Genomic DNA, 19,771 nt, shown 5'->3' with positions numbered 1-19,771 from the left:
GTCCCATTCCGAACCCGGAAGCTAAGCCCTCCAGCGCCGATGGTACTGCACTCGACAGGGTGTGGGAGAGTAGGACACCGCCGTACATAACATCCGAAAGGGGACCCATTCTACTGGGTCCCCTTTCGTGTTTTCATGGTCATGCCAGTGTTGTCTTCGAAGGAGATGTTGTGGTGGACAACAACGAAGATCGCCGTCCGTATGGAAGCGGTGATCCGGATCGGCGTCACGGTGGCGCCTCGCAGGGCGGGAACGCTCGCGGCGGCCACAGGCAGGGCGGGCAACGGCGAGACGGTCAGAGCAGTGCAGGTCGTGGCGGTGACGGACCCCGTGGTGGTCACCGTGGTGACGATCGCCGCGGTGGCGAACATCGTGGTGGCGGTGACCGCCGAGAGGGCGGGGGTTTCCGCAGCGGCGGAGAACAGCGTGGTGAACGGCGCAGCGACGATCGCCGTGGTGAGCGTTCCGGTGAGCACCGTGGCGGTGGATACCGCGGCGGTGACGATCGGCGTTCCGGTGGTGAGCGTTCCGGTGAGCATCGTGGCGGCGGATTCCGCGGCGGTGACGATCGGCGTTCCGGTGGTGAGCGTTCCGGTGGTGGATACCGCGGGCGGGACGATCGGCGTGCCGGCGACGATCGGCGTTCCGGTGAGCATCGCGGCGGCGGATACCGCGGCGAAGGGCGCAGCGAGGGCGGCTCCGGCCATCGTGGTGGCGAGTACCGAGGCGATCGCAGTGGCGGCGACGATCGTCGCGGTGGCGGTGAGCGCCGGGGTGGGGACCGCCGCAGTGGAGGCCCGCAGCGACGTGGCGGCGAGGGCGGTTTCGCGCCGCGGCCTCGCGACGGCGGCGCATCTCCGGAACGGCGTGCACCGCGTCCCGACGAGCCGGACCTGCCCGAAGACATCCAGGCCGGCGAGCTCGATCCCGCGGTCCGGCGTGACCTGCTCAGCCTCGACAAGTCGAATGCAAACACGGTCGCCCGGCACCTGGTGATGGCGAGCAAGCTGCTCGAGGACGATCCGCAGCTGGCGCTCGCGCATGCCCGCGCCGCCCGGCAACGCGCCGGCCGTGTCGCGGTCGTCCGCGAAACCGCGGGCATCGTCGCCTACCACGCCGGCGAATGGGCGGAAGCCCTGTCCGAACTGCGGGCTGCCCGCCGTATGGCCGGTGGTCCGGGTCTGCTCGCCGTGATGGCCGACTGCGAACGCGGCCTCGGCCGCCCCGAGCGGGCCATCGAGCTCGGCCGCAGCGAGGAGGCCCGCGCGCTGAAGGGTGACGAGGCCACCGAGCTTCGGATCGTCGTCGCCGGCGCGAGGATGGACCTCGGCCAGTTCGACCAGGCTGTGGTCACGCTGCAGACCCCGGAACTGGATGCGTCGAAGTCCGGTCCGACCGCGGCGCGGCTGTTCTACGCCTACGCAGACGCACTGGTTGCGGCCGGACGTCGCGAGGACGGCCTGAAGTGGTTCCTGAACTCGGCTGCTGCCGACCTCGACGGCGACACCGATGCCGAGGAGCGCGCTGCCGAACTGTCCGGCGACCAGTGAGTGAAATGACGTTGCGGGAGCGGCACGACGTGCTGCTCCTGGACCTGGACGGCACGGTGTATGCCGGCCCGCACGCGATCCCCGGTGCACGGGAGGCTCTGGTCGTCGACGGCGGGCCGCGGCTGTTCTACGTCACCAACAACGCCAGCCGTAGTCCCGCCCAGGTAGCCGGGCATCTCAACGACCTCGGTTTCCCTGCAACGGAATCCGAGGTCGTCACGAGTTCACAGTCGGCCGCGCGCCTGCTTGCGGATCGAGTACCCCCCGGTTCTCCCGTGCTCGTGGTGGGCACCGAGGCGCTCGCCGACGAGGTCCGCGTCGTCGGCCTGCATCCGGTGCGCAGTTTCGACGATGCGCCGGTCGCGGTCGTGCAGGGCCACTCGCCGGACACCGGGTGGCGGATGCTCGCGGAGGCGACACTGGCCGTCCGGGCAGGCGCGTACTGGGTGGCGACGAACGTCGACACCACCCTGCCCACCGAGCGTGGGCTCTGCCTCGGGAACGGTTCGATGGTGGCGGCGGTGCGTACCGCGACCGGGTGCGAACCCGATGTCGCGGGCAAGCCGGCCCGTCCGTTGATGGACGATGCCGTTCGCCGCAGCGCGGCCGGCCGTCCACTCGTGGTCGGGGACCGGATCGACACCGACATCGCCGGCGCCAACGCCGCCGGGCTCGATTCCCTGCTCGTGCTGACCGGTGTCAGCACGCCGCTCGACCTGGTGACGGCGCCGCCGTCGCAGCGCCCGACCTACCTGGCGTACTCGCTGGCGTCGCTCGACGAGGCCCCCGAGTCCCTTGCGATCGCTCCGCACCCGCACGTGTCGGTGTCGTTGGACGGCGCAACACTCACCGTTCGGACGGATCCGTCGGCGTCTGTCGACGAGGCGACCGTCCTGCGTGCCGCGTTGGCCGCGGCCTGGGCGGCTCCCGAGGTGACCGAGGTGCGTGGCGCTCCGCACCTGTGAGTGCATCTCACCCGTACCCGGGGTGAGAATCGCTTGCGGGCGCGAGGCGCGCATTGTCGCGTCGATCGACTAGCGTTGTCGGCGATGAGTACGCCGACACCCAAGCCCGGCCAGCACCTACCGGGACCACCACCGACCGTCGACCCCGCACAGATTCACGCCGAGGTCGACTCGCTCCTCGCGGGCCTGACCGCGAGCGACATGCCGGACGGTCATCAGGCGATACCCCGGCAGGCACACATTCTCGAGCGCGCGCACGACGTACTCGTGCAGGCGCTGGCGACAGTGGACAAGATCTGAGGTGGCCAGGCGTGCACGAGTCGACGCCGAACTGGTTCGGCGGGGTCTGGCTCGCTCCAGGGAACATGCGGCTCAACTGATCGCGGACGGAAGGGTCCTGATCAACGGGTCGGTCGCCGTCAAACCGGCCACCGGTGTCGAGGCCGGGACACCGCTGCTGGTCACCGAGGAGACCGACGAGGTCTCCTGGGCGTCGCGCGGCGCCCACAAACTGCTCGGCGCACTCGAGGCGTTCGAACCGCAGGGACTGTCGGTGTCCGGTAAACGCTGTCTCGACGCCGGCGCCTCCACCGGCGGATTCACCGATGTCCTGCTCAGTAGGGGCGCGGCCCGGGTCGTGGCCGTCGACGTGGGATACGGCCAGCTGGTGTGGCGGTTGCAGTCCGACGATCGCGTGACCGTCGTTGACCGGACCAACGTGCGTTCCCTGGAACCCGAACAGATCGGCGGCCAGGTCGAGGTCGTGGTCGCGGACCTGTCGTTCATCTCGCTGAAGTTGGTGCTGGCGGCGTTCGTCGCCTGCGCGGCGGACGGCGCCGACCTGGTGCCGATGGTCAAACCTCAGTTCGAGGTCGGCAAGGAGCGGGTCGGATCCGGTGGCGTGGTCCGAGAACCCGCCCTTCGCGCGGAGGCCGTGCTCGAGGTGTCGCGTGCGGCGGACGAACTGGGACTGCGCACCCTCGGAGTGGTCGCCAGCCCGCTACCCGGACCGTCCGGCAACGTCGAGTTCTTCCTGTGGCTGCGCAAGCAGGCCGGACCGGGTGCCGAGGACGTCGAGGCCCTCGTCCGGAAGGCCGTCGAGGAGGGTCCCCAGTGACGGGCGCCGAAGGTACGGGAGGCACTGCCGGCGGGCGTGCGGGCGGCACCGCCGCTGGGCGTGCGGGCGGCACCGCCGCTGGGCGTGCGGGCGGCACCGCCGCCGGGCGTGCGGGCGGCACCGCCGCCGGGCGTGCGGGCGGCACCGCCGCCGGGCGCGAGATCCTCGTCGTGGCGCACACGGGCCACACCGAGATCGCCGACACCACCCGACGGATCGCGCGGGTCTTCGCCGAGGCCGGGATCGGGTTGCGGGTGCTTGCCTCCGAGGCCGACCACACCACTCCGCCGCTCGCGGTCGAGCCCGCCCGCGCGGACCTCGACGGCGTGCGCCTGACCGTCGTCCCGCCGGGCCCCGCCGCGGCGGAGGGGTGCGAACTGGTTCTCGTGCTCGGCGGCGACGGCACGTTCCTGCGCGGCGCCGACCTGGCCCGGGCGGCCGACATTCCGGTGCTCGGCATCAATCTGGGCCGGATCGGGTTCCTCGCAGAGACGGAGGCTGAGCATCTGGAGGAGGCGCTCGGACACCTGGTGCGCCAGGAGTACCGCGTCGAGCGCCGGATGACCATCGACATCGCCGTCCGGGTGGACGACGTGATCGTCGACCGCGGGTGGGCGCTGAACGAGGCGAGCATCGAGAACGTCTCCCGGCTCGGGGTGCTCGAGGTGGTACTCGAGGTCGACGGGCGGCCGGTGTCGTCGTTCGGCTGCGACGGCGTGCTGGTGTCGACACCGACCGGATCGACGGCGTATGCGTTCTCCGCCGGCGGCCCGATCGTGTGGCCGGAACTCGAAGCGCTGCTGGTGATTCCGAGCAACGCCCATGCACTCTTCGCCCGGCCGATGGTCACCAGCCCGGAGTCGCTGATCGCGGTCGAGACGTTCTCCGGAGGCCACGACGGGCTGGTGTTCTGCGACGGCAGCCGCACCCTGTCGTTGCCGGCGGGCGGACGTGTCGAGGTGGTGCGGGGCGCGAACCCGGTCAAGTGGATCCGCCTCGACTCGGCGCCGTTCGCGGACCGGATGGTGCGGAAGTTCGATCTGCCGGTGCGGGGATGGCGGGGCCGCGGCGGCCGTGGGGAAGGGGACAGCAGGCGTGCTCACTGAAATCCGCATCGACTCCCTCGGCGCGATCTCGAAGGCCGGAGCCCAGTTCCATGAGGGCCTGACCGTGCTCACCGGTGAGACCGGCGCGGGCAAGACGATGGTCGTGACGAGCCTGCACCTGCTCAGCGGCGCCCGCGCCGATGCCGGTCGGGTCCGGGTCGGCGCGCAGCGGGCGGTGGTAGAGGGCCGCTTCGCCACGACGAACGTCGGAGCCCAGGCGGCGGCCGAGGTCGATCGTCTGCTCGAGTCCACCGGAGCCGAACGCGACGAGGACGGCACCGTCATCGCGGTTCGGACCGTTGGTGCGGACGGGCGCTCCCGCGCCCATCTCGGGGGCCGCAGCGTTCCCGCCGGGGCGCTCGCCGAACTGACCACCCCGCTGCTGACCGTCCACGGTCAGAACGACCAGCTGCGGCTGCAGCGACCCGACCAGCAGCGCCAGGCTCTCGACGAATTCGGCGGCGCCACAATCGGTTCCCTGCTCGACAAGTATCGGGACCTGCGGGCGCGCTGGCTGGAGGCACGCACCGAACTCGACGAACGCACCCGGAGCAGTCGCGAACTCGCGCAGGAGGTGGACCGGCTCGAGTTCGCGCTCAACGAGATCGACGCCGTCGACCCCCAACCGGGTGAGGACGCCGCGATCGTTGCGGAGGTTCGCCGGCTCGGTGACCTGGACTCGTTGCGGTCCGCGGCCGCCGCGGCGCAGGCCGCGCTCGTCGGCGCTGCCGACCTCGGCGCGGACATGGCGTCCGATGCTGCCGGTGCCCTGGACCTGCTCGGCGACGCCCGGTCCCGGGTCGAGTCGTCCGAGGACCAGGCGCTGACCGTCCTGGCGCCGCGGCTGGCCGAGGCGATCACGATCCTCACCGACGTCTCCTCGGACCTGACGGGCTACCTCGAGGACCTGCCCTCGGACCCGGGTGCGCTGGACACCCTGCTGAGCCGGCAGGCCGAGCTGAAGACGTTGACCCGCAAGTACGCCGCCGACGTGGACGGTGTCCTGGACTGGGCGGCGCAGGCGCGCGAGCGGCGCGGCCGGATCGACGTGTCCGCCGACGCCCTCGCCGCGTTGGCGGCCCGCGTCGACGAGGCCGCCGGGGCGCTCGCCGTCGCCGCGGACGCGCTGAGCAAGGCCCGGGCGAAGGCCGCCGTCAAGCTGGGCAAGGCCGTCTCCGCAGAACTCGCCGGGCTCGCGATGGGGAAGGCGAAACTCGACATCGCGGTGCACCCGGTACCTGCGACCGCGGAGGACTCCGCCCCGCTCGAGGTCGGCGGACGCGTGCTGCACGCCGGATCGGCCGGTGTCGACGAGGTGGAGTTCCGGCTCGCCGCACACAGCGGATCGGCGCCGCTGCCACTCGGCAAGAGTGCCTCGGGAGGTGAACTGTCCCGGGTGATGCTTGCGCTCGAGGTCGTGCTCGCCGGTGCGCAGTCCGGCGCGACGATGGTCTTCGACGAGGTCGACGCGGGTGTTGGCGGCCGCGCGGCGGTCGAGATCGGCCGGCGGCTGGCCCGCTTGGCACGCACCCACCAGGTCATCGTCGTCACGCACCTGCCGCAGGTCGCGGCGTTCGCGGACACCCACCTGGTGGTCGACAAGGTGGACGGAAAGCGCAGTGCCGACTCCGGAGTGCGCACCCTCACCGACGACGAACGGGTGGGGGAGCTCGCACGGATGCTCGCAGGTCTAGGGGACACCGAGACCGGTCGCGCGCATGCCGAGGAACTGCTTGCGACGGCGGGTGCCGAGCGGAACTCCTGAGGCCGTCACGCGCAACATGTGACAGGTTCGCGGCGCCTGCAGCCGTGTCGCTGGTGGTGTACGAGTGAAAAGTGAGGTAAGAGACTCGGCGCGCCTCCCGAACGGCGGGACGTGTCGGCGTCATCATCGTGGGCATGAAGATGCCCGCTCTGTTGTCACGAAACACCGAATCGCTGCCGGGAGTCACCGGCATCGCCAGGGTTGATCGCAACACGGCGAAGCTGCTTCGCCGCGTCGGCCCCGGCGACATCGTCGTCCTCGACGAACTCGACCTGGACAGGATCACCGCCGACACGCTGGTGGAGGCCGGCGTCACCGCCGTCGTCAACGTTTCCCCGTCGATCTCCGGCAGGTACCCCAACCTCGGCCCCGAGGTGCTCGTCGCCAACGGGATCGTCCTCGTCGACTCCGTTGGCGAAGAGGCGTTCAAGAAGGTCAAGGACGGGGCCAAGGTCCGTCTGCACGACGGCGGCGTCTACACCGGTGAACGCCGCCTGGTGACGGGGGTCGAGCAGTCGGAGGCGGAGATCTCCGACCTGATGATCGAGGCGAAGACCGGCCTGGTCGACCACCTCGAGGCGTTCTCCGGTAACACCATCGAGTTCATCCGCACCGAGAGTCCCCTGCTGATCGACGGGGTCGGGGTGCCCGACGTCGACGTCGATCTGCGGGATAGGCACGTTGTGGTCGTCGCGGACGGCCCGGACCACGCGCAGGACCTGAAGAACCTCAAGCCGTTCATCAAGGAGTACTCGCCGATCCTCGTCGGTGTCGGCGCGGGCGCGGACGCCCTGACCGCCGCCGGTTACCGGCCCGACCTGATCGTCGGCGACCCGGAGGAGGTCACCGCGGACACCCTCAAGTCGGGTGCCGAGGTGGTTCTGCCCGCCGACCCGGACGGGCACGCGCCCGGCCTGGAGCGCATCCAGGACCTCGGTATCGGAGCGATGACGTTCCCCGCTGCCTGCGCTCCCGCCGATCTGGCGTTGCTGCTCGCCGATCATCACGGCGCGTCGCTGATCGTCACCGTCGGCAGCACGGTCTCGCTCGACGAGTTCTTCGACCGTGGCCGGCGGGACGCCAACCCGGCCGCGTTCATGACCCGCCTCAAGGTTGGGCCGAAGCTGGTCGACGCCAAGGCCGTCGCGACCCTGTACCGCAGCCGGGTCTCCGGCGCCGCGATCGCCCTGCTCGTGTTGGCCGCGTTGACGGCGGTGATCGTGGCACTGGTGGTGTCGAACATCGGTGGCGAGGCCCTCGACTGGGCCGTGCAGACGTGGAACAGCTTCGCGCTCTGGGTGCAGGGGCTCTTCAAGTGATCTCTGCGCGTCAACACGCGATCTCGATCGCGGCGATCTTCCTGGCCCTGGCCATCGGTGTGGTGCTCGGATCGGGCACCCTTTCCGACTCCCTGTTGTCGGGGATGCGGGACGACAAGTCCGAACTGCAGAACCAGATCAACGACCTGCACGAGACGAACAACCAACTGGGTGAACAGCTCTCCGCGGCGGACGGTTTCGACTCCGCGGTCGCCGGCCGGGTGGTGCGCGACACGCTCGCGCAACGCACCGTCGTCGTCGTGACCACCCCCGACGCCGACCCCGGCGACCTCGACGGGGTCACCCGGCTGATCGGCGCCGCGGGTGGCACCGTCACCGGCCGGGTCGCGCTGACCGAGGCGTTCGTCGACGCGGCCAACGGCGACCAGCTGCGTACCACCGTCACGAACGTGATCCCCGCCGGGATCCAGTTGCGCACCGGGGCCGTCGACCAGGGGAGCCTCGCGGGCGACCTGCTCGGATCGGTGCTGCTGCTCAACGCGCAGTCCGCGCAGCCGCAGAGCACGCCCGAGGAGCTGGCACTGGCGCTCGACGCGCTGCGGGCCGGCGGCTTCGTCGCGTACGACAACGACTCGGTGGCGCCTGCGCAGCTCGCAGTGGTCCTCACCGGCGCGGGCAACGCGGGCGACGGCGGAAACCGTGGCTCGATCGTCGCCCGGTTCGCGGGCGCACTGGACGGCCGCGGCGCGGGCACCGTCCTCGTCGGCCGCTCCGACGCAGCCCACGGCAACGGTCCGATCGCCGTCGTCCGCTCCGACACCGCACTGTCCGCGGGAGTGAGCACCGTCGACAACGCGGACCGGGAATCCGGCCGGATCACCACCGTGCTCGCCCTCCAGGAACAGCTCGGGGGCGGATCCGGCCGCTACGGCACCGGACCGAATGCGACGGCCGTCACGGTCGGTGCCCCGATCGGCTGAGCGTCACACGGCGACCCATCGTGAAATTGCGGGAAGCGGCGCGCGGTGCGGAGGTTCCGGCGCACAGGTGTTACCGTGAAGACCCGTGGGTCGGCAGGCCCCAGCTCTACCATTGATCAAGTCCTGCAAGTCGTCACGGGAGCCCTTCTTGCCACTGTCACGCAGTCACACGCGTACCGCCACCAAGCACATCTTCGTCAGCGGGGGCGTCGCGTCCTCGCTCGGCAAGGGCCTGACGGCGTCCAGCCTCGGGCAGCTGCTCACCGCCCGTGGACTGCGGGTGACGATGCAGAAACTCGACCCCTATCTCAACGTCGACCCGGGCACCATGAACCCGTTCCAGCACGGTGAGGTCTTCGTCACCGAGGACGGCGCGGAGACGGATCTCGACGTCGGCCACTACGAGCGGTTCCTCGACCGCGACCTCAACGCGTTCGCGAACGTGACCACCGGGCAGGTGTACTCCTCGGTGATCGCCAAGGAGCGCCGCGGCGAGTACCTCGGCGACACCGTCCAGGTCATCCCGCACATCACCGACGAGATCAAGTCCCGCATCCTCGCGATGGCGGGCCCGGACGCGCAGGGCCAGGAACCGGACGTCGTGATCACCGAGATCGGTGGCACCGTCGGCGACATCGAGTCGCAGCCGTTCCTCGAGGCCGCCCGCCAGGTGCGCCACGACGTCGGCCGCGACAACGTGTTCTTCCTGCACGTCTCGCTGGTGCCGTACCTCGGCCCGTCCGGTGAGCTCAAGACCAAGCCCACCCAGCACTCGGTGGCGGCGCTGCGCAACATCGGCATCCAGCCGGACGCGCTGATCCTGCGCTGTGACCGGGACGTGCCGCAGGCACTGAAGGCGAAGATCGCGCTGATGTGCGACGTCGACGTCGACGCCTGCATCTCCACCCCGGACGCCCCGTCCATCTACGACATCCCGAAGGTGCTGCACAGCGAGGGCCTCGACGCCTACGTGGTGCGTCAGCTCGGCCTGCCGTTCCGGGACGTGGACTGGACCGTGTGGGGCGACCTGCTCGAGCGCGTCCACAACCCGCGCGAGACGGTGCGCGTCGCCCTCGTCGGCAAGTACGTCGACCTGCCCGACGCCTACCTGTCCGTCACCGAGGCACTGCGTGCCGGTGGATTCGCACACCGCGCCAAGGTCGAGATCGACTGGGTGCCGTCGGACGTGTGCGAGACCGAGGCCGGCGCCCAGGAGGCGCTCGGCGAGGTGGACGCGGTGCTGATCCCCGGCGGCTTCGGCATCCGCGGCATCGAGGGCAAGCTCGGCGCCATCACCTACGCCCGCACCCGCGGCATCCCGCTGCTCGGACTGTGCCTCGGCCTGCAGGCCGTGGTGATCGAGGCCGCCCGCTCGGTGGGGCTGACCGACGCCAACTCCGCCGAGTTCGAGCCCGACACCAAGCATCCCGTCATCTCCACGATGGCCGACCAGGAGGACATCGTCGCCGGCGAAGCCGACCTCGGTGGCACCATGCGCCTCGGCGCGTACCCGGCGGTGCTGGACAAGGGCTCGGTCGTCGCCCGCGCGTACGGCTCCGAAACCGTGTCCGAGCGGCACCGTCACCGCTACGAGGTGAACAACTCGTACCGGGACCGGATCGCGAAGTCCGGCTTGAAGTTCAGCGGCACCTCCCCGGACGGGCACCTCGTCGAGTTCGTCGAACTGCCGGCCGACAAGCACCCGTTTTTCGTTGCGACGCAGGCACATCCGGAGCTCAAGAGCCGGCCCACCCGCCCGCATCCGCTGTTCGCGGCGTTCGTCGGGGCGGCCCTGAAGTACAAGGCCGCCGAGCGGCTCGAGGTCGACGTGCACCCCGAGGACGCCGTCGAGACGGTCGAGACCGCCGCCGCCGACGCCCCCAGCGCCGGCTGATCCCGCGATGAGCCGCCCGGGAGAACACGACTTCGACACCCTCGCCAGCCGCACCGTCTACGAGGGTGCGATCGTCGCGTTGCGGGTGGACCAGGTCGCGATGCCGGGCGGCACCATCGCGAGCCGCGAAGTGGTCGAACACCACGGCGCGGTCGCGGTGGTCGCGGTCGACGACCAGGACCGGCTCGTGATGATCAACCAGTATCGGCATCCCCTCGGGCGCCGGCTCTGGGAACTGCCCGCCGGTCTCCTCGACGCCGCGGGGGAGGACCCCGTCGACGCGGCCCGGCGTGAACTCGTCGAGGAGACCGGGCTGGCGGCCGCGCACTGGTCGGTGCTCGTCGACGTGGCCGTCTCACCCGGATTCACCGACGAGGCGATCCGCGTGTACCTGGCGACGGGCCTGTCGGAAGTGGACCGGCCCGACCCCGAACACGAGGAGGCCGACCTCGAGATAGTGCGGGTCCCGGTCGCCGAGACGGTCGAGCGCGCCCTGTCGGGGGAGATCGTCAACGCGACCGCACTGTCGGGCATCCTGGCGCTCGCCGCGGCCCGTGCCCGCGACGGTGCGGACGTCGTCGGTCGTCCCACCGACGCCGCCTGGGTGGACCGGCCCACCGCACTGGACCGGCGCAGGCACGGCGCCTGACGTGCTCGCCGAACAGGTCGGGGGGTACCTGGCCCACCTCGCGGTCGAACGTGGGGTGGCCAAGAACACCCTGTCGTCCTACCGTCGCGACCTGGAGCGATACAGCGAGTACCTCACGTCCCGTGGCATCGACGACCTCGACCGGGTCGCCGAACGGCACATCACCGACTTCGTCGTGGTGCTGCGCCGCGGCGACTCCGGGAACGGCGTCCGCCCGCTTGCGCCCGCGTCCGCGGCCCGGGCCCTGATCGCGGTCCGTGGGCTGCACAAGTTCGCCACCGCCGAGGGATACACCCGCGCCGACGTCGCGCACGCCGTCAAACCGCCGTCCCCGAGCCGGCGACTGCCGAAATCGCTACCCGTCGACCAGGTGCTCGCCCTGATCGAGTCCACCGGCGGGGAGGACGCCGGGGACCAGCCTCGCGCCCTGCGGGACCGGGCGCTGCTCGAGGTGCTGTACTCCACCGGCGCCCGCATCTCGGAGGCCGTCGGGCTGGACCTCGACGACATCGACGCCGTCGACCGTGCCGTGCTGCTCCGTGGCAAGGGTGGCAAGGACCGCATCGTTCCGATCGGGCGTCCCGCCCTCGCCGCCCTCGAGGCGTATCTGGTGCGCGGTCGCCCCGCACTCGTCTCCCGGGGCGGTCCGGCGGTGTTCCTGAACTCCCGCGGAGGCCGGTTGACCCGGCAGAGCGCCTGGCAGGTGCTGCGGTCGGCGGCGGACCGGGTCGGTCTCGCCGACGGCGTCTCCCCGCACACGCTGCGGCACTCGTTCGCGACGCACCTCCTCGACGGCGGTGCCGACGTCCGGGTCGTGCAGGAACTGCTCGGGCACGCGTCCGTGACCACCACGCAGATCTACACCCTCGTGACCATCGGCTCCCTGCGCGAGGTGTGGGCCGGCGCGCATCCGCGCGCCCTGTGATCCTCCGGCCCCATCCGCCCCTGGGGACGCTCGCGCCTCAGGGGCGGACCGGGGCCTTCTCGCGGTCCCCGTTCGCGTGCAGGGCGCTCGGGTCGCCCCCGCCGGCGGTGAGGGCGCGCACCGCGTCGCGCAGTTCGGCGATCTCGGCGTGCAGCGAGATGATCTGCTGTGCGGTCGCGGCGCGGTTGCCGTCGTCCTCCTCGGCGACCCGTTGCACGATCCACGACGCGACGGTCGCCGTCACCACACCGATGAGGCTGATCCCGCCGACCATCAGCAGCACCGCGATGATCCGGCCACTCGTGGTGACGGGCGCGTAGTCGCCGTAACCCACCGTGGTGACGGTGGTGATCGACCACCACAGCGCCTCGCCGAACGACGAGATCACGGCGTCGGGGTGTCCGCGTTCGGATTCCAGCATGGCCAGTGAGGCGACATAGATGAACAGGACCGCGCTGCTGACCGTGTAGACGACGACGCGTCCCCGGATGGCGCCGCCGAGCGCCCGCTGCAGCGCCGCAACCAGCACCAGCAGGCGCAGCATCCGCAGCGGACGCAACAGGGGAAGCGCCACCACTGCCAGATCGACGAGATGGAGTACGAACCAGCGTCCGCGGTCGGGCGCGATGGCCAGTCGGACTACGTAGTCGACGGCGAACACCGCCCAGGAGAGGACGACGACGACGTCCAGTGCCGCGTCCGTCCACGTGCGGGGCTGAGCGAGTACCTGCACCGAATAGGCGACCAGGAACGTGAGAGCGACCAGCGCGAGGGGCCACTCGGCTCGCCGCTCCCACCGTTCGAGCCGGGTCGCTCCGACGGTCGAATCGATGTTCGGTCGCTGCCACCACTGGCCGCGGTTCTCCCCGCCGTTCGCGCTCACCACGAGGGAGAACGGTAGCGGCTCGAGGGTGGGCCCACCGCGATTGCGGCCGGTGGGCCGCGACGTCGACGCCTCCGGCCGTCGGGGCCGGAGGCGGGGGACAGGAACACGGCGACCCGTCAGTGGGACCGGTCGCCCAGCCGAGCGGCCTGGCCGCGGTGAGTCGGCGGGCCGAGTCGGCATTCGGGTGGTTGGATGTTCGCAACCGGACCCGAGGAGCTCCATGCGAACCCGATTCCGTACCGCCGCCCGCTCGGTCGCCGCGGCCGAGAACGTCAACGTGGTGCCGCCGGTCGGCGGCGCGCACACCCACACCGGCTGGCAGGCGGCGGATCCGGTGACGGGCGGGCCGGCCTACGAGACATTTCTCACTCGGGAGCTGCCGCGACCGATCGACTGCGCGCACGGGGGCAACGCCGTCGCCGGCGCGCAGCTGCTCGCCGACCCGCCTATGGAGACCGGCGTGTCCGGGGAGTTCGGTTCCCTCGTCTGCCCGGCGACGACGGGATCGGTGCTCGCCGGGCAGGGCATCGCGCACACGATGAATCTGCGACCGGTGGGCACGCACAAGTGGGGTTACCGGAACGACGAACTGCGCAGCTCCCGGCCAGTGTTGACGGGGTCGCTGCGCTGAAGTCGCCGGACGTGACCGGGCTGGGCGCGCGTGTCCGTGAGGGGTTCGGGCGGCCAGACGGTAGCGTCTGTGGCGAGCATGCACGAGCGAGGAAGGGGGCCATCGGACTGTGATGACACCTCAGCCGCCCTCGGCGACGGCGCACGACGACATCGCCGAAACGCGTCCGGTTCCGCGGGAACCGGACCTGTCGGGCACACCCGGCGTGGACAGCGTTGCGGGCGCCGGCGGTGAGCCGGAACTGGGCCCGACGGGCCGACCCCTGAGGGAGGTTCCCGAACCGCAGCCCCTCGCCTCCCACGGCCCCGCCAAGGTCATCGCGATGTGCAACCAGAAGGGTGGCGTCGGCAAGACCACCTCGACCATCAACCTCGGTGCCTCCCTCGCCGAGTACGGACGCCGGGTCCTGCTCGTCGACCTCGACCCGCAGGGTGCGCTGTCGGCGGGCCTCGGCGTCGCACACCACGACCTCGACCTGACCGTGCACAACCTGCTCGTCGACCGGAAGGTCTCGATCGACGACGTGCTGATGCGCACGCGCGTCGACGGACTGGACCTGCTTCCCAGCAACATCGACCTCTCCGCCGCCGAGATCCAGCTGGTCACCGAGGTCGGTCGGGAACAGACGCTCGGCCGCGCGCTCTACCCGGTGCTCGACCGCTACGACTACATCCTCATCGACTGTCAGCCCTCCCTCGGTCTGCTCACCGTCAACGCGCTCGCCTGCGCGGAGGGCGTGATCATTCCGATGGAGTGCGAGTACTTCAGCCTCCGCGGGCTGGCGCTGCTCAACGACACCGTCGAGAAGGTCCGCGACCGGCTCAACCCACGCCTGCAGATGTCGGGCATCGTGGTGACCATGTTCGACGCGCGCACCCTGCACGCCCGCGAGGTGATGACCCGCGTGGTGGAGGTGTTCGGGGACCTCGTCTACGACACCGTCGTCAACCGCACCGTACGCTTCCCGGAGACCAGCGTCGCCGGTGAGCCGATCACCACCTGGGCTCCGAAATCTGGTGGTGCGCAAGCGTATCGGGCGCTCGCGCGCGAGGTGATCGCGAGGTCCGGTCGGTAGATGGACGCGGAAACCACCGCCGCGACCGAGCCCGAGGACGGTGCCGAGAGCGGCGGATTCCGGGTTCGGCTGCGCAATTTCGAGGGACCGTTCGACCTCCTTCTGACGCTGATCAGCCAGCGTCGCCTCGACGTCACCGAGGTCGCGCTGCACCAGGTCACCGACGACTTCATTGCCTACACGCGGGAACTCGGCGCCGACATGGGCCTCGACCAGACCACCGAGTTCCTGGTCGTCGCGGCAACCCTGCTGGACCTCAAGGCCGCGCGGCTCCTGCCGTCCGGCGAGGTCGAGGATCCCGAGGACCTGGCCCTGCTCGAGGCCCGGGACCTGCTCTTCGCGCGCCTGCTGCAGTACCGGGCGTACAAGCAGGTCGCGCAACTGTTCGCCGAGCTCGAATCGGTCGCGCTGCGCCGCTACCCCCGTTCGGTCGCGTTGGAGGACCGCTACGTCGGGCTGCTGCCCGAGGTGCTGCTCGGCGTCGATGCGGCCGCGTTCGCGGACATCGCCGCCGCCGCGTTCGTCCCGCGGCCGGTTCCGACCGTCGGTCTCGACCACCTGCACGCGTCGACGGTGTCGGTGCCGGAACAGGCGGCGCTGCTCCTGGACCTGCTCCGGGAACGCGGGCCGGGGGAGTGGTCGGGTTTCGGTGAGCTCGTCGCCGATTGCGAGGTGACCGTGCAGATCGTGGCACGATTCCTGGCGCTGCTCGAGCTGTACCGGCAGCGGGCCGTGGCGTTCGACCAGCCCGAGCCGCTCGGGGAGCTGCGGGTCAGCTGGACCGGGGAAGGATCGACCGACGGTCGTGCGTTGGTGAGTGCGGAGGACTACGGATGAGTGAGCTCGAGGGCGCCGAGGCATCGCAGGACGCGGGGACACCGCACGACACGGTGACTCAGCAGGCCACGGTGCCACCGGAGGGCTTGGGAGCGCCGCCGGGCGCGGACCGGCTGGACGTCGAGGAAGGGGCCGAGGACAGGCTCGACGACGACGAGCTCGAGTCCGCGCTGGAGGCGATGCTGCTGGTGATCGACACTCCCGTGCCGGGTGAGGCCCTGGCGACCGCGGTCGGCGAACCGCCGAAGCGGGTGGCGCAGATGCTCCGCCGTATGTCGGCCGCCCTGACCGCGCGCCGCAGCGGGATCGACCTCCGCCACGCCGGGGACGGCTGGCGGTACTACACCCGCAACGAGTACGCGCCGTATGTCGAACGACTGCTCCTCGACGGGGTCCGGTCGAAGCTCACACGTGCAGCGTTGGAAACCTTGGCGGTTGTTGCGTACCGTCAACCTTTGACCCGTGCACGGGTGAGCGCGGTGCGCGGAGTGAACGTCGACGGCGTCATGCGCACCCTGATCGCCCGGGGACTGATCGCTGAGGCCGGGACGGACCCCGGGACGAACGCGACAACCTACGTGACGACCGAGCTGTTCCTGGAACGGCTCGGGCTGGCTTCGCTGGCGGATCTGCCGCCGTTGGCACCGTTGCTGCCCGATGTCGACGTGATCGACGACATCAGCGAGGACATGGAGTCCGACCCGCGATTCGCGAAGCTGCGAGCTGCGCGGACGGACACCGAACCCGTCGTCGACACCGGCGTCGACGACGAGCACAACTGATCGATGAACGACAACATTCATTCGATCTGATCGAGTGAACGCATCCGTTCACTCGAACGAGAAGAAGTGACAGGAAGAAAAGTGAACAGATCCGCTCGCCGAGATGGCACACCGGACAGGGGCAGGGGAAACCCGGCCCGCAAGACGACAGGCAAGAAGGACGCCCCGCGCACCAGTGCTGGCGGTCCGAAGAAGCCGCACCGCGGCCAGGCCGCAGCCGCAACCCGGGGCGCAGGGGCCGCAGGCGCGACCAACAAGCGGGGCAAGCCGAAGCAGGCCAAGCCGCAGCGCCAGCAGGTGCCGGTCACCCCGAAGATCAGCAACGCCAAACCCGCCCGGCACCAGCACACCGAGAGCGTGGCGCCGACGCAGTTGCCCGCCGGTGAGGGCGTGCGGCTGCAGAAGGTGCTCGCGCAGGCCGGCGTCGCCTCGCGCCGCGCCGCCGAGGAACTCATCGAGCAGGGCCGCGTCGAGGTCGACGGCCGCATCGTCGTCGAGCAGGGACTGCGTGTCGACCCCGAGAACGCGGTGGTCCGGGTCGACGGCATCCGCGTCGTCGTCAAGAAGGACCTGGTGCACATCGCGCTGAACAAGCCGCGCGGCTGGCAGTCGACGATGTCCGACGACCTGGGCCGGCCGTGCATCGGCGACATCGTCTCCGAGCGGGTGTCCGCGGGGCAGCGACTGTTCCACGTCGGCCGGCTCGACGCCGACACCGAGGGACTGATCCTGCTGACCAATGACGGCGACCTCGCGCACCGGCTGATGCACCCGTCGTTCGAGGTGCCGAAGACGTACCTAGCGACCGTCCACGGTGTCGTCGACCGTAGCCTCGGCAAGAAGCTCAAGGCCGGCGTCGAGCTCGAGGACGGGCCCGCGAAGGTCGACTCGTTCACGCTCCTCGACATCAACGGCGGCCAGTCGCTGGTGAAGGTCGTGCTGCACGAGGGTCGCAAGCACATCGTGCGCCGTCTCCTCGACGCAGTCGGGCACCCGGTGGTGCGCCTGGTCCGCACCGACATCGGTGCCGTCTCCCTCGGCGACGGGCGTCCCGGCACCCTGCGGGTGCTCGGCCGCGGCGAGGTCGGCAGTCTGTACAAGGCGGTCGGACTGTGAGCGACGACGTGATCGTGCCCCTGGTGGTGGCGATGGACGGCCCGTCCGGAACCGGCAAGTCCAGCGTGTCCCGGCGGCTGGCCGACGCCCTCGCCGCCCGGTACCTCGACACCGGTGCGATGTACCGGATCGCGACGCTGCACGCGCTGCGGTCGGGTGTCGACGTCGACGATGCGGACGCGGTCGCCGCGGCCACCGACGCGCTCGACCTGTCGATCGGCACCGACCCGGCGTCGGATCGGGTGCTGCTCGCCGGCGAGGACGTCACCGACGAGATTCGCGGCGCCGCTGTGACCGCGGCGGTGTCCGCGGTGTCCGCGGTGCCTCGGGTGCGGGAACTGCTCGTCGACAAGCAGCGCGCGTTCATCTCGCAGCATCCGCGGATCGTGGTGGAGGGCCGTGACATCGGCACCGTCGTGTTGCCGGACGCGGACGTGAAGATCTACCTCACCGCCTCCGCGGAGGCCCGCGCGTTGCGGCGCAACGCGCAGAACGTCGCGGAGGGCCGCGGCGACGACTACAAGGCCGTGCTCGCGGACGTGCAGCGTCGCGACCACCTGGACTCGACCCGCGCGGTGTCCCCGCTGCGGCCCGCCGAGGACTCGGTGATCGTGGACACCAGCGAGATCGGAATCGACGACGTGATCGGCCGGCTGCTGCTGGTGGTCCGCGACAGGACTGGAGTGGTGCAGTGAGCGACGCATTCGAATTCGGCGGAGACGCGTACGCCGGCGACGGCACCTGGAACGAGGAAACCGACTGGGAGATGGCCGACTTCATCGGCGAGGAGGAGGGCGAGGAACACGTCGCCGTCCCGACGCTGGCGATCGTCGGCCGACCCAACGTCGGCAAGTCCACCCTGGTGAACCGGATCATCGGCCGCCGTGAGGCCGTCGTGGAGGACATTCCCGGTGTCACCCGGGACCGCGTCTCCTACGACGCGAACTGGGCCGGACGCCGATTCATGGTTCAGGACACCGGTGGTTGGGAACCGGACGCGAAGGGACTGCAGCAGTCCGTCGCCCGGCAGGCCGAACTGGCGATGCAGACCGCGGACGCCATCATCCTGGTGGTGGACGCGGTGGTGGGCGCGACCGCAACCGACGAGGCGGTCGCCAGGGTGCTGCGCCGATCCAAGACGCCGGTTCTGCTGGTGGCCAACAAGGTTGACGACGAACGCACCGAGGCCGAGGCGGCCGCGCTGTGGTCGCTCGGGCTGGGGCAGCCGTACCCGGTCAGCGCCATCCACGGCCGCGGGACCGGCGACCTGCTCGACGAGGTGCTCGCCGTGCTGCCGGAGACGCCGCGCGAGGGCACCGGCGGGCAGGGCCCGCGCCGGGTCGCGCTGGTCGGCAAGCCGAACGTCGGCAAGTCCAGCCTGATCAACAAGCTGTCCGGCGACGAACGGTCCGTCGTGCACGACGTCGCGGGCACCACCGTCGACCCGGTCGACTCGCTCGTCGAGCTCGGCGGGAAGGTGTGGCGTTTCGTCGACACCGCCGGGCTGCGCCGCAAGGTCAGCCACGCCAGCGGGCACGAGTTCTACGCCTCGCTGCGCACCAAGTCGGCGATCGAGGCCGCCGAGGTCGCGATCCTGCTGATCGACGCGTCGCTGCCGATCACCGAGCAGGACCTGCGGGTGCTGTCGATGGTCGCCGAGACCGGCCGCGCGCTGGTCCTGGCGTTCAACAAGTGGGACCTCGTCGACGAGGACCGCCGGTTGATGCTGGAGAAGGAGATCGACCGGGAACTGGTGCGGGTGCCGTGGGCGCAGCGCGTCAACATCTCCGCCCACACCGGCCGGGCCGTCCAGAAGCTCGTTCCCGCGCTGGAGACGGCACTGGAGTCGTGGGACAAGCGGGTGCCGACGGGTCGCCTCAACACCTGGCTCAAGGAGGTCGTCGCCGCGACCCCGCCGCCGATGCGCGGTGGACGCCTGCCCCGGGTCATGTTCGCCACGCAGGCGGGCACCCGGCCGCCGACGTTCGTGCTGTTCACCACCGGATTCCTCGAGGCCGGCTACCGCCGGTTCCTCGAACGCCGGCTGCGTGAGGAGTTCGGCTTCGACGGCAGCCCGGTGCGGATCTCCGTGCGGGTGCGGGAGAAGCGGGACCGCAAGAAGCGCTAGACGCGGGCGGGCGGCGCGCCCTCGGTCACCGAGGGCGCGCCACCGCACGGGCGTAGATCGTGACGCCCCACCGCCTCCGGCGGTA

At 70.7% G+C, this 19,771-nt stretch carries 19 protein-coding genes and 1 rRNA gene; 19 read left to right on the top strand and 1 reads right to left on the bottom strand.

Translation table 11 applies throughout. The features are described from left to right. From rrf to xerD, 12 genes are all read left to right on the top strand, one after another. Nucleotides 1-86: ribosomal RNA gene (gene rrf / locus ACWDUM_RS22520) — 5S ribosomal RNA — on the top strand; the annotation flags it as partial. Nucleotides 87-173: 87 nt separating this feature from the next. After that, the gene (locus ACWDUM_RS22515) at nucleotides 174-1,550 is read left to right on the top strand and encodes a tetratricopeptide repeat protein (protein ID WP_450135662.1); all 1,377 of its coding nucleotides are present in this window, start codon (nucleotides 174-176) and stop codon (nucleotides 1,548-1,550) included. 5 nt (nucleotides 1,551-1,555) lie between these two features. Beyond that, nucleotides 1,556-2,515, top strand: coding sequence for an HAD-IIA family hydrolase (locus ACWDUM_RS22510; protein ID WP_450135661.1), 960 nt, complete (start codon nucleotides 1,556-1,558; stop codon nucleotides 2,513-2,515). Nucleotides 2,516-2,599: 84 nt separating this feature from the next. Continuing rightward, the gene (locus ACWDUM_RS22505) at nucleotides 2,600-2,815 is read left to right on the top strand and encodes a hypothetical protein (RefSeq protein WP_450116292.1); all 216 of its coding nucleotides are present in this window, start codon (nucleotides 2,600-2,602) and stop codon (nucleotides 2,813-2,815) included. Between the two features lies 1 nt (nucleotide 2,816). Next, nucleotides 2,817-3,632, top strand: a complete 816-nt coding sequence (locus ACWDUM_RS22500) for a TlyA family RNA methyltransferase (RefSeq protein ID WP_450135660.1) — start codon at nucleotides 2,817-2,819, stop codon at nucleotides 3,630-3,632. 161 nt (nucleotides 3,633-3,793) lie between these two features. After that, nucleotides 3,794-4,738, top strand: coding sequence for an NAD kinase (locus ACWDUM_RS22495; RefSeq protein ID WP_450135706.1), 945 nt, complete (start codon nucleotides 3,794-3,796; stop codon nucleotides 4,736-4,738). Continuing rightward, entirely contained in the window at nucleotides 4,728-6,503 is a 1,776-nt protein-coding gene (recN, locus tag ACWDUM_RS22490; protein ID WP_450135659.1) for a DNA repair protein RecN, read from the top strand. Before ACWDUM_RS22495 ends, recN begins: the two co-directional genes overlap by 11 nt. Nucleotides 6,504-6,637: 134 nt before the next feature. Continuing rightward, on the top strand, nucleotides 6,638-7,822 hold the full coding sequence (steA, locus tag ACWDUM_RS22485; protein ID WP_450116296.1) for a putative cytokinetic ring protein SteA: 1,185 nt from the start codon (nucleotides 6,638-6,640) through the stop codon (nucleotides 7,820-7,822). After that, a complete protein-coding gene (locus ACWDUM_RS22480) occupies nucleotides 7,819-8,763 on the top strand; it encodes a copper transporter (protein WP_450135658.1) in 945 nt (314 codons plus the stop codon). Before steA ends, ACWDUM_RS22480 begins: the two co-directional genes overlap by 4 nt. A 148-nt stretch (nucleotides 8,764-8,911) precedes the next feature. Beyond that, nucleotides 8,912-10,657 (top strand): CTP synthase, encoded by a 1,746-nt coding sequence (locus tag ACWDUM_RS22475; protein WP_450135657.1) that lies wholly within the window; start codon nucleotides 8,912-8,914, stop codon nucleotides 10,655-10,657. A gap of 7 nt (nucleotides 10,658-10,664) precedes the next feature. Continuing rightward, nucleotides 10,665-11,306: an NUDIX domain-containing protein gene (locus tag ACWDUM_RS22470; protein WP_450116299.1), complete on the top strand. Its 642-nt coding sequence runs from the start codon at nucleotides 10,665-10,667 to the stop codon at nucleotides 11,304-11,306. A 1-nt stretch (nucleotide 11,307) separates the two neighbouring features. Next, nucleotides 11,308-12,231, top strand: coding sequence for a site-specific tyrosine recombinase XerD (xerD, locus tag ACWDUM_RS22465; RefSeq protein ID WP_450116300.1), 924 nt, complete (start codon nucleotides 11,308-11,310; stop codon nucleotides 12,229-12,231). Nucleotides 12,232-12,268: 37 nt separating this feature from the next. Here xerD and ACWDUM_RS22460 read toward each other — a convergent pair whose 3' ends face one another. Further along, complete coding sequence (locus tag ACWDUM_RS22460) at nucleotides 12,269-13,063, bottom strand: potassium channel family protein (RefSeq protein ID WP_450135705.1); 795 nt, start codon at nucleotides 13,061-13,063, stop codon at nucleotides 12,269-12,271. A gap of 274 nt (nucleotides 13,064-13,337) precedes the next feature. On the opposite strand from ACWDUM_RS22460, the gene ACWDUM_RS22455 reads away from it, so the two are divergent. The 7 genes from ACWDUM_RS22455 to der all read left to right on the top strand — a co-directional run bounded on the left by ACWDUM_RS22455 (nucleotide 13,338) and on the right by der (nucleotide 19,686). Then, nucleotides 13,338-13,748 (top strand): hypothetical protein, encoded by a 411-nt coding sequence (locus ACWDUM_RS22455; RefSeq protein ID WP_450135656.1) that lies wholly within the window; start codon nucleotides 13,338-13,340, stop codon nucleotides 13,746-13,748. 109 nt (nucleotides 13,749-13,857) lie between these two features. Further along, complete coding sequence (locus ACWDUM_RS22450) at nucleotides 13,858-14,823, top strand: ParA family protein (RefSeq protein ID WP_450116302.1); 966 nt, start codon at nucleotides 13,858-13,860, stop codon at nucleotides 14,821-14,823. After that, the gene (locus tag ACWDUM_RS22445; protein ID WP_450116303.1) at nucleotides 14,824-15,660 is read left to right on the top strand and encodes a segregation and condensation protein A; all 837 of its coding nucleotides are present in this window, start codon (nucleotides 14,824-14,826) and stop codon (nucleotides 15,658-15,660) included. It begins immediately after the preceding gene. Beyond that, on the top strand, nucleotides 15,657-16,442 hold the full coding sequence (gene scpB, locus ACWDUM_RS22440; protein ID WP_450135655.1) for an SMC-Scp complex subunit ScpB: 786 nt from the start codon (nucleotides 15,657-15,659) through the stop codon (nucleotides 16,440-16,442). The genes ACWDUM_RS22445 and scpB overlap by 4 nt, the downstream gene beginning before the upstream one ends. Nucleotides 16,443-16,523: 81 nt before the next feature. Continuing rightward, a complete protein-coding gene (locus ACWDUM_RS22435) occupies nucleotides 16,524-17,558 on the top strand; it encodes a pseudouridine synthase (protein ID WP_450116305.1) in 1,035 nt (344 codons plus the stop codon). A gap of 32 nt (nucleotides 17,559-17,590) precedes the next feature. Beyond that, nucleotides 17,591-18,253 (top strand): (d)CMP kinase, encoded by a 663-nt coding sequence (cmk, locus tag ACWDUM_RS22430; protein WP_450135704.1) that lies wholly within the window; start codon nucleotides 17,591-17,593, stop codon nucleotides 18,251-18,253. Next, nucleotides 18,250-19,686, top strand: coding sequence for a ribosome biogenesis GTPase Der (gene der / locus ACWDUM_RS22425; protein WP_450135654.1), 1,437 nt, complete (start codon nucleotides 18,250-18,252; stop codon nucleotides 19,684-19,686). Before cmk ends, der begins: the two co-directional genes overlap by 4 nt. Nucleotides 19,687-19,771: the final 85 nt, after the last annotated feature.

It is taken from the genome of Rhodococcus sp. NPDC003322 (genome assembly GCF_053589555.1).
This window is presented reverse-complemented; position numbering and strand designations above follow the sequence as displayed.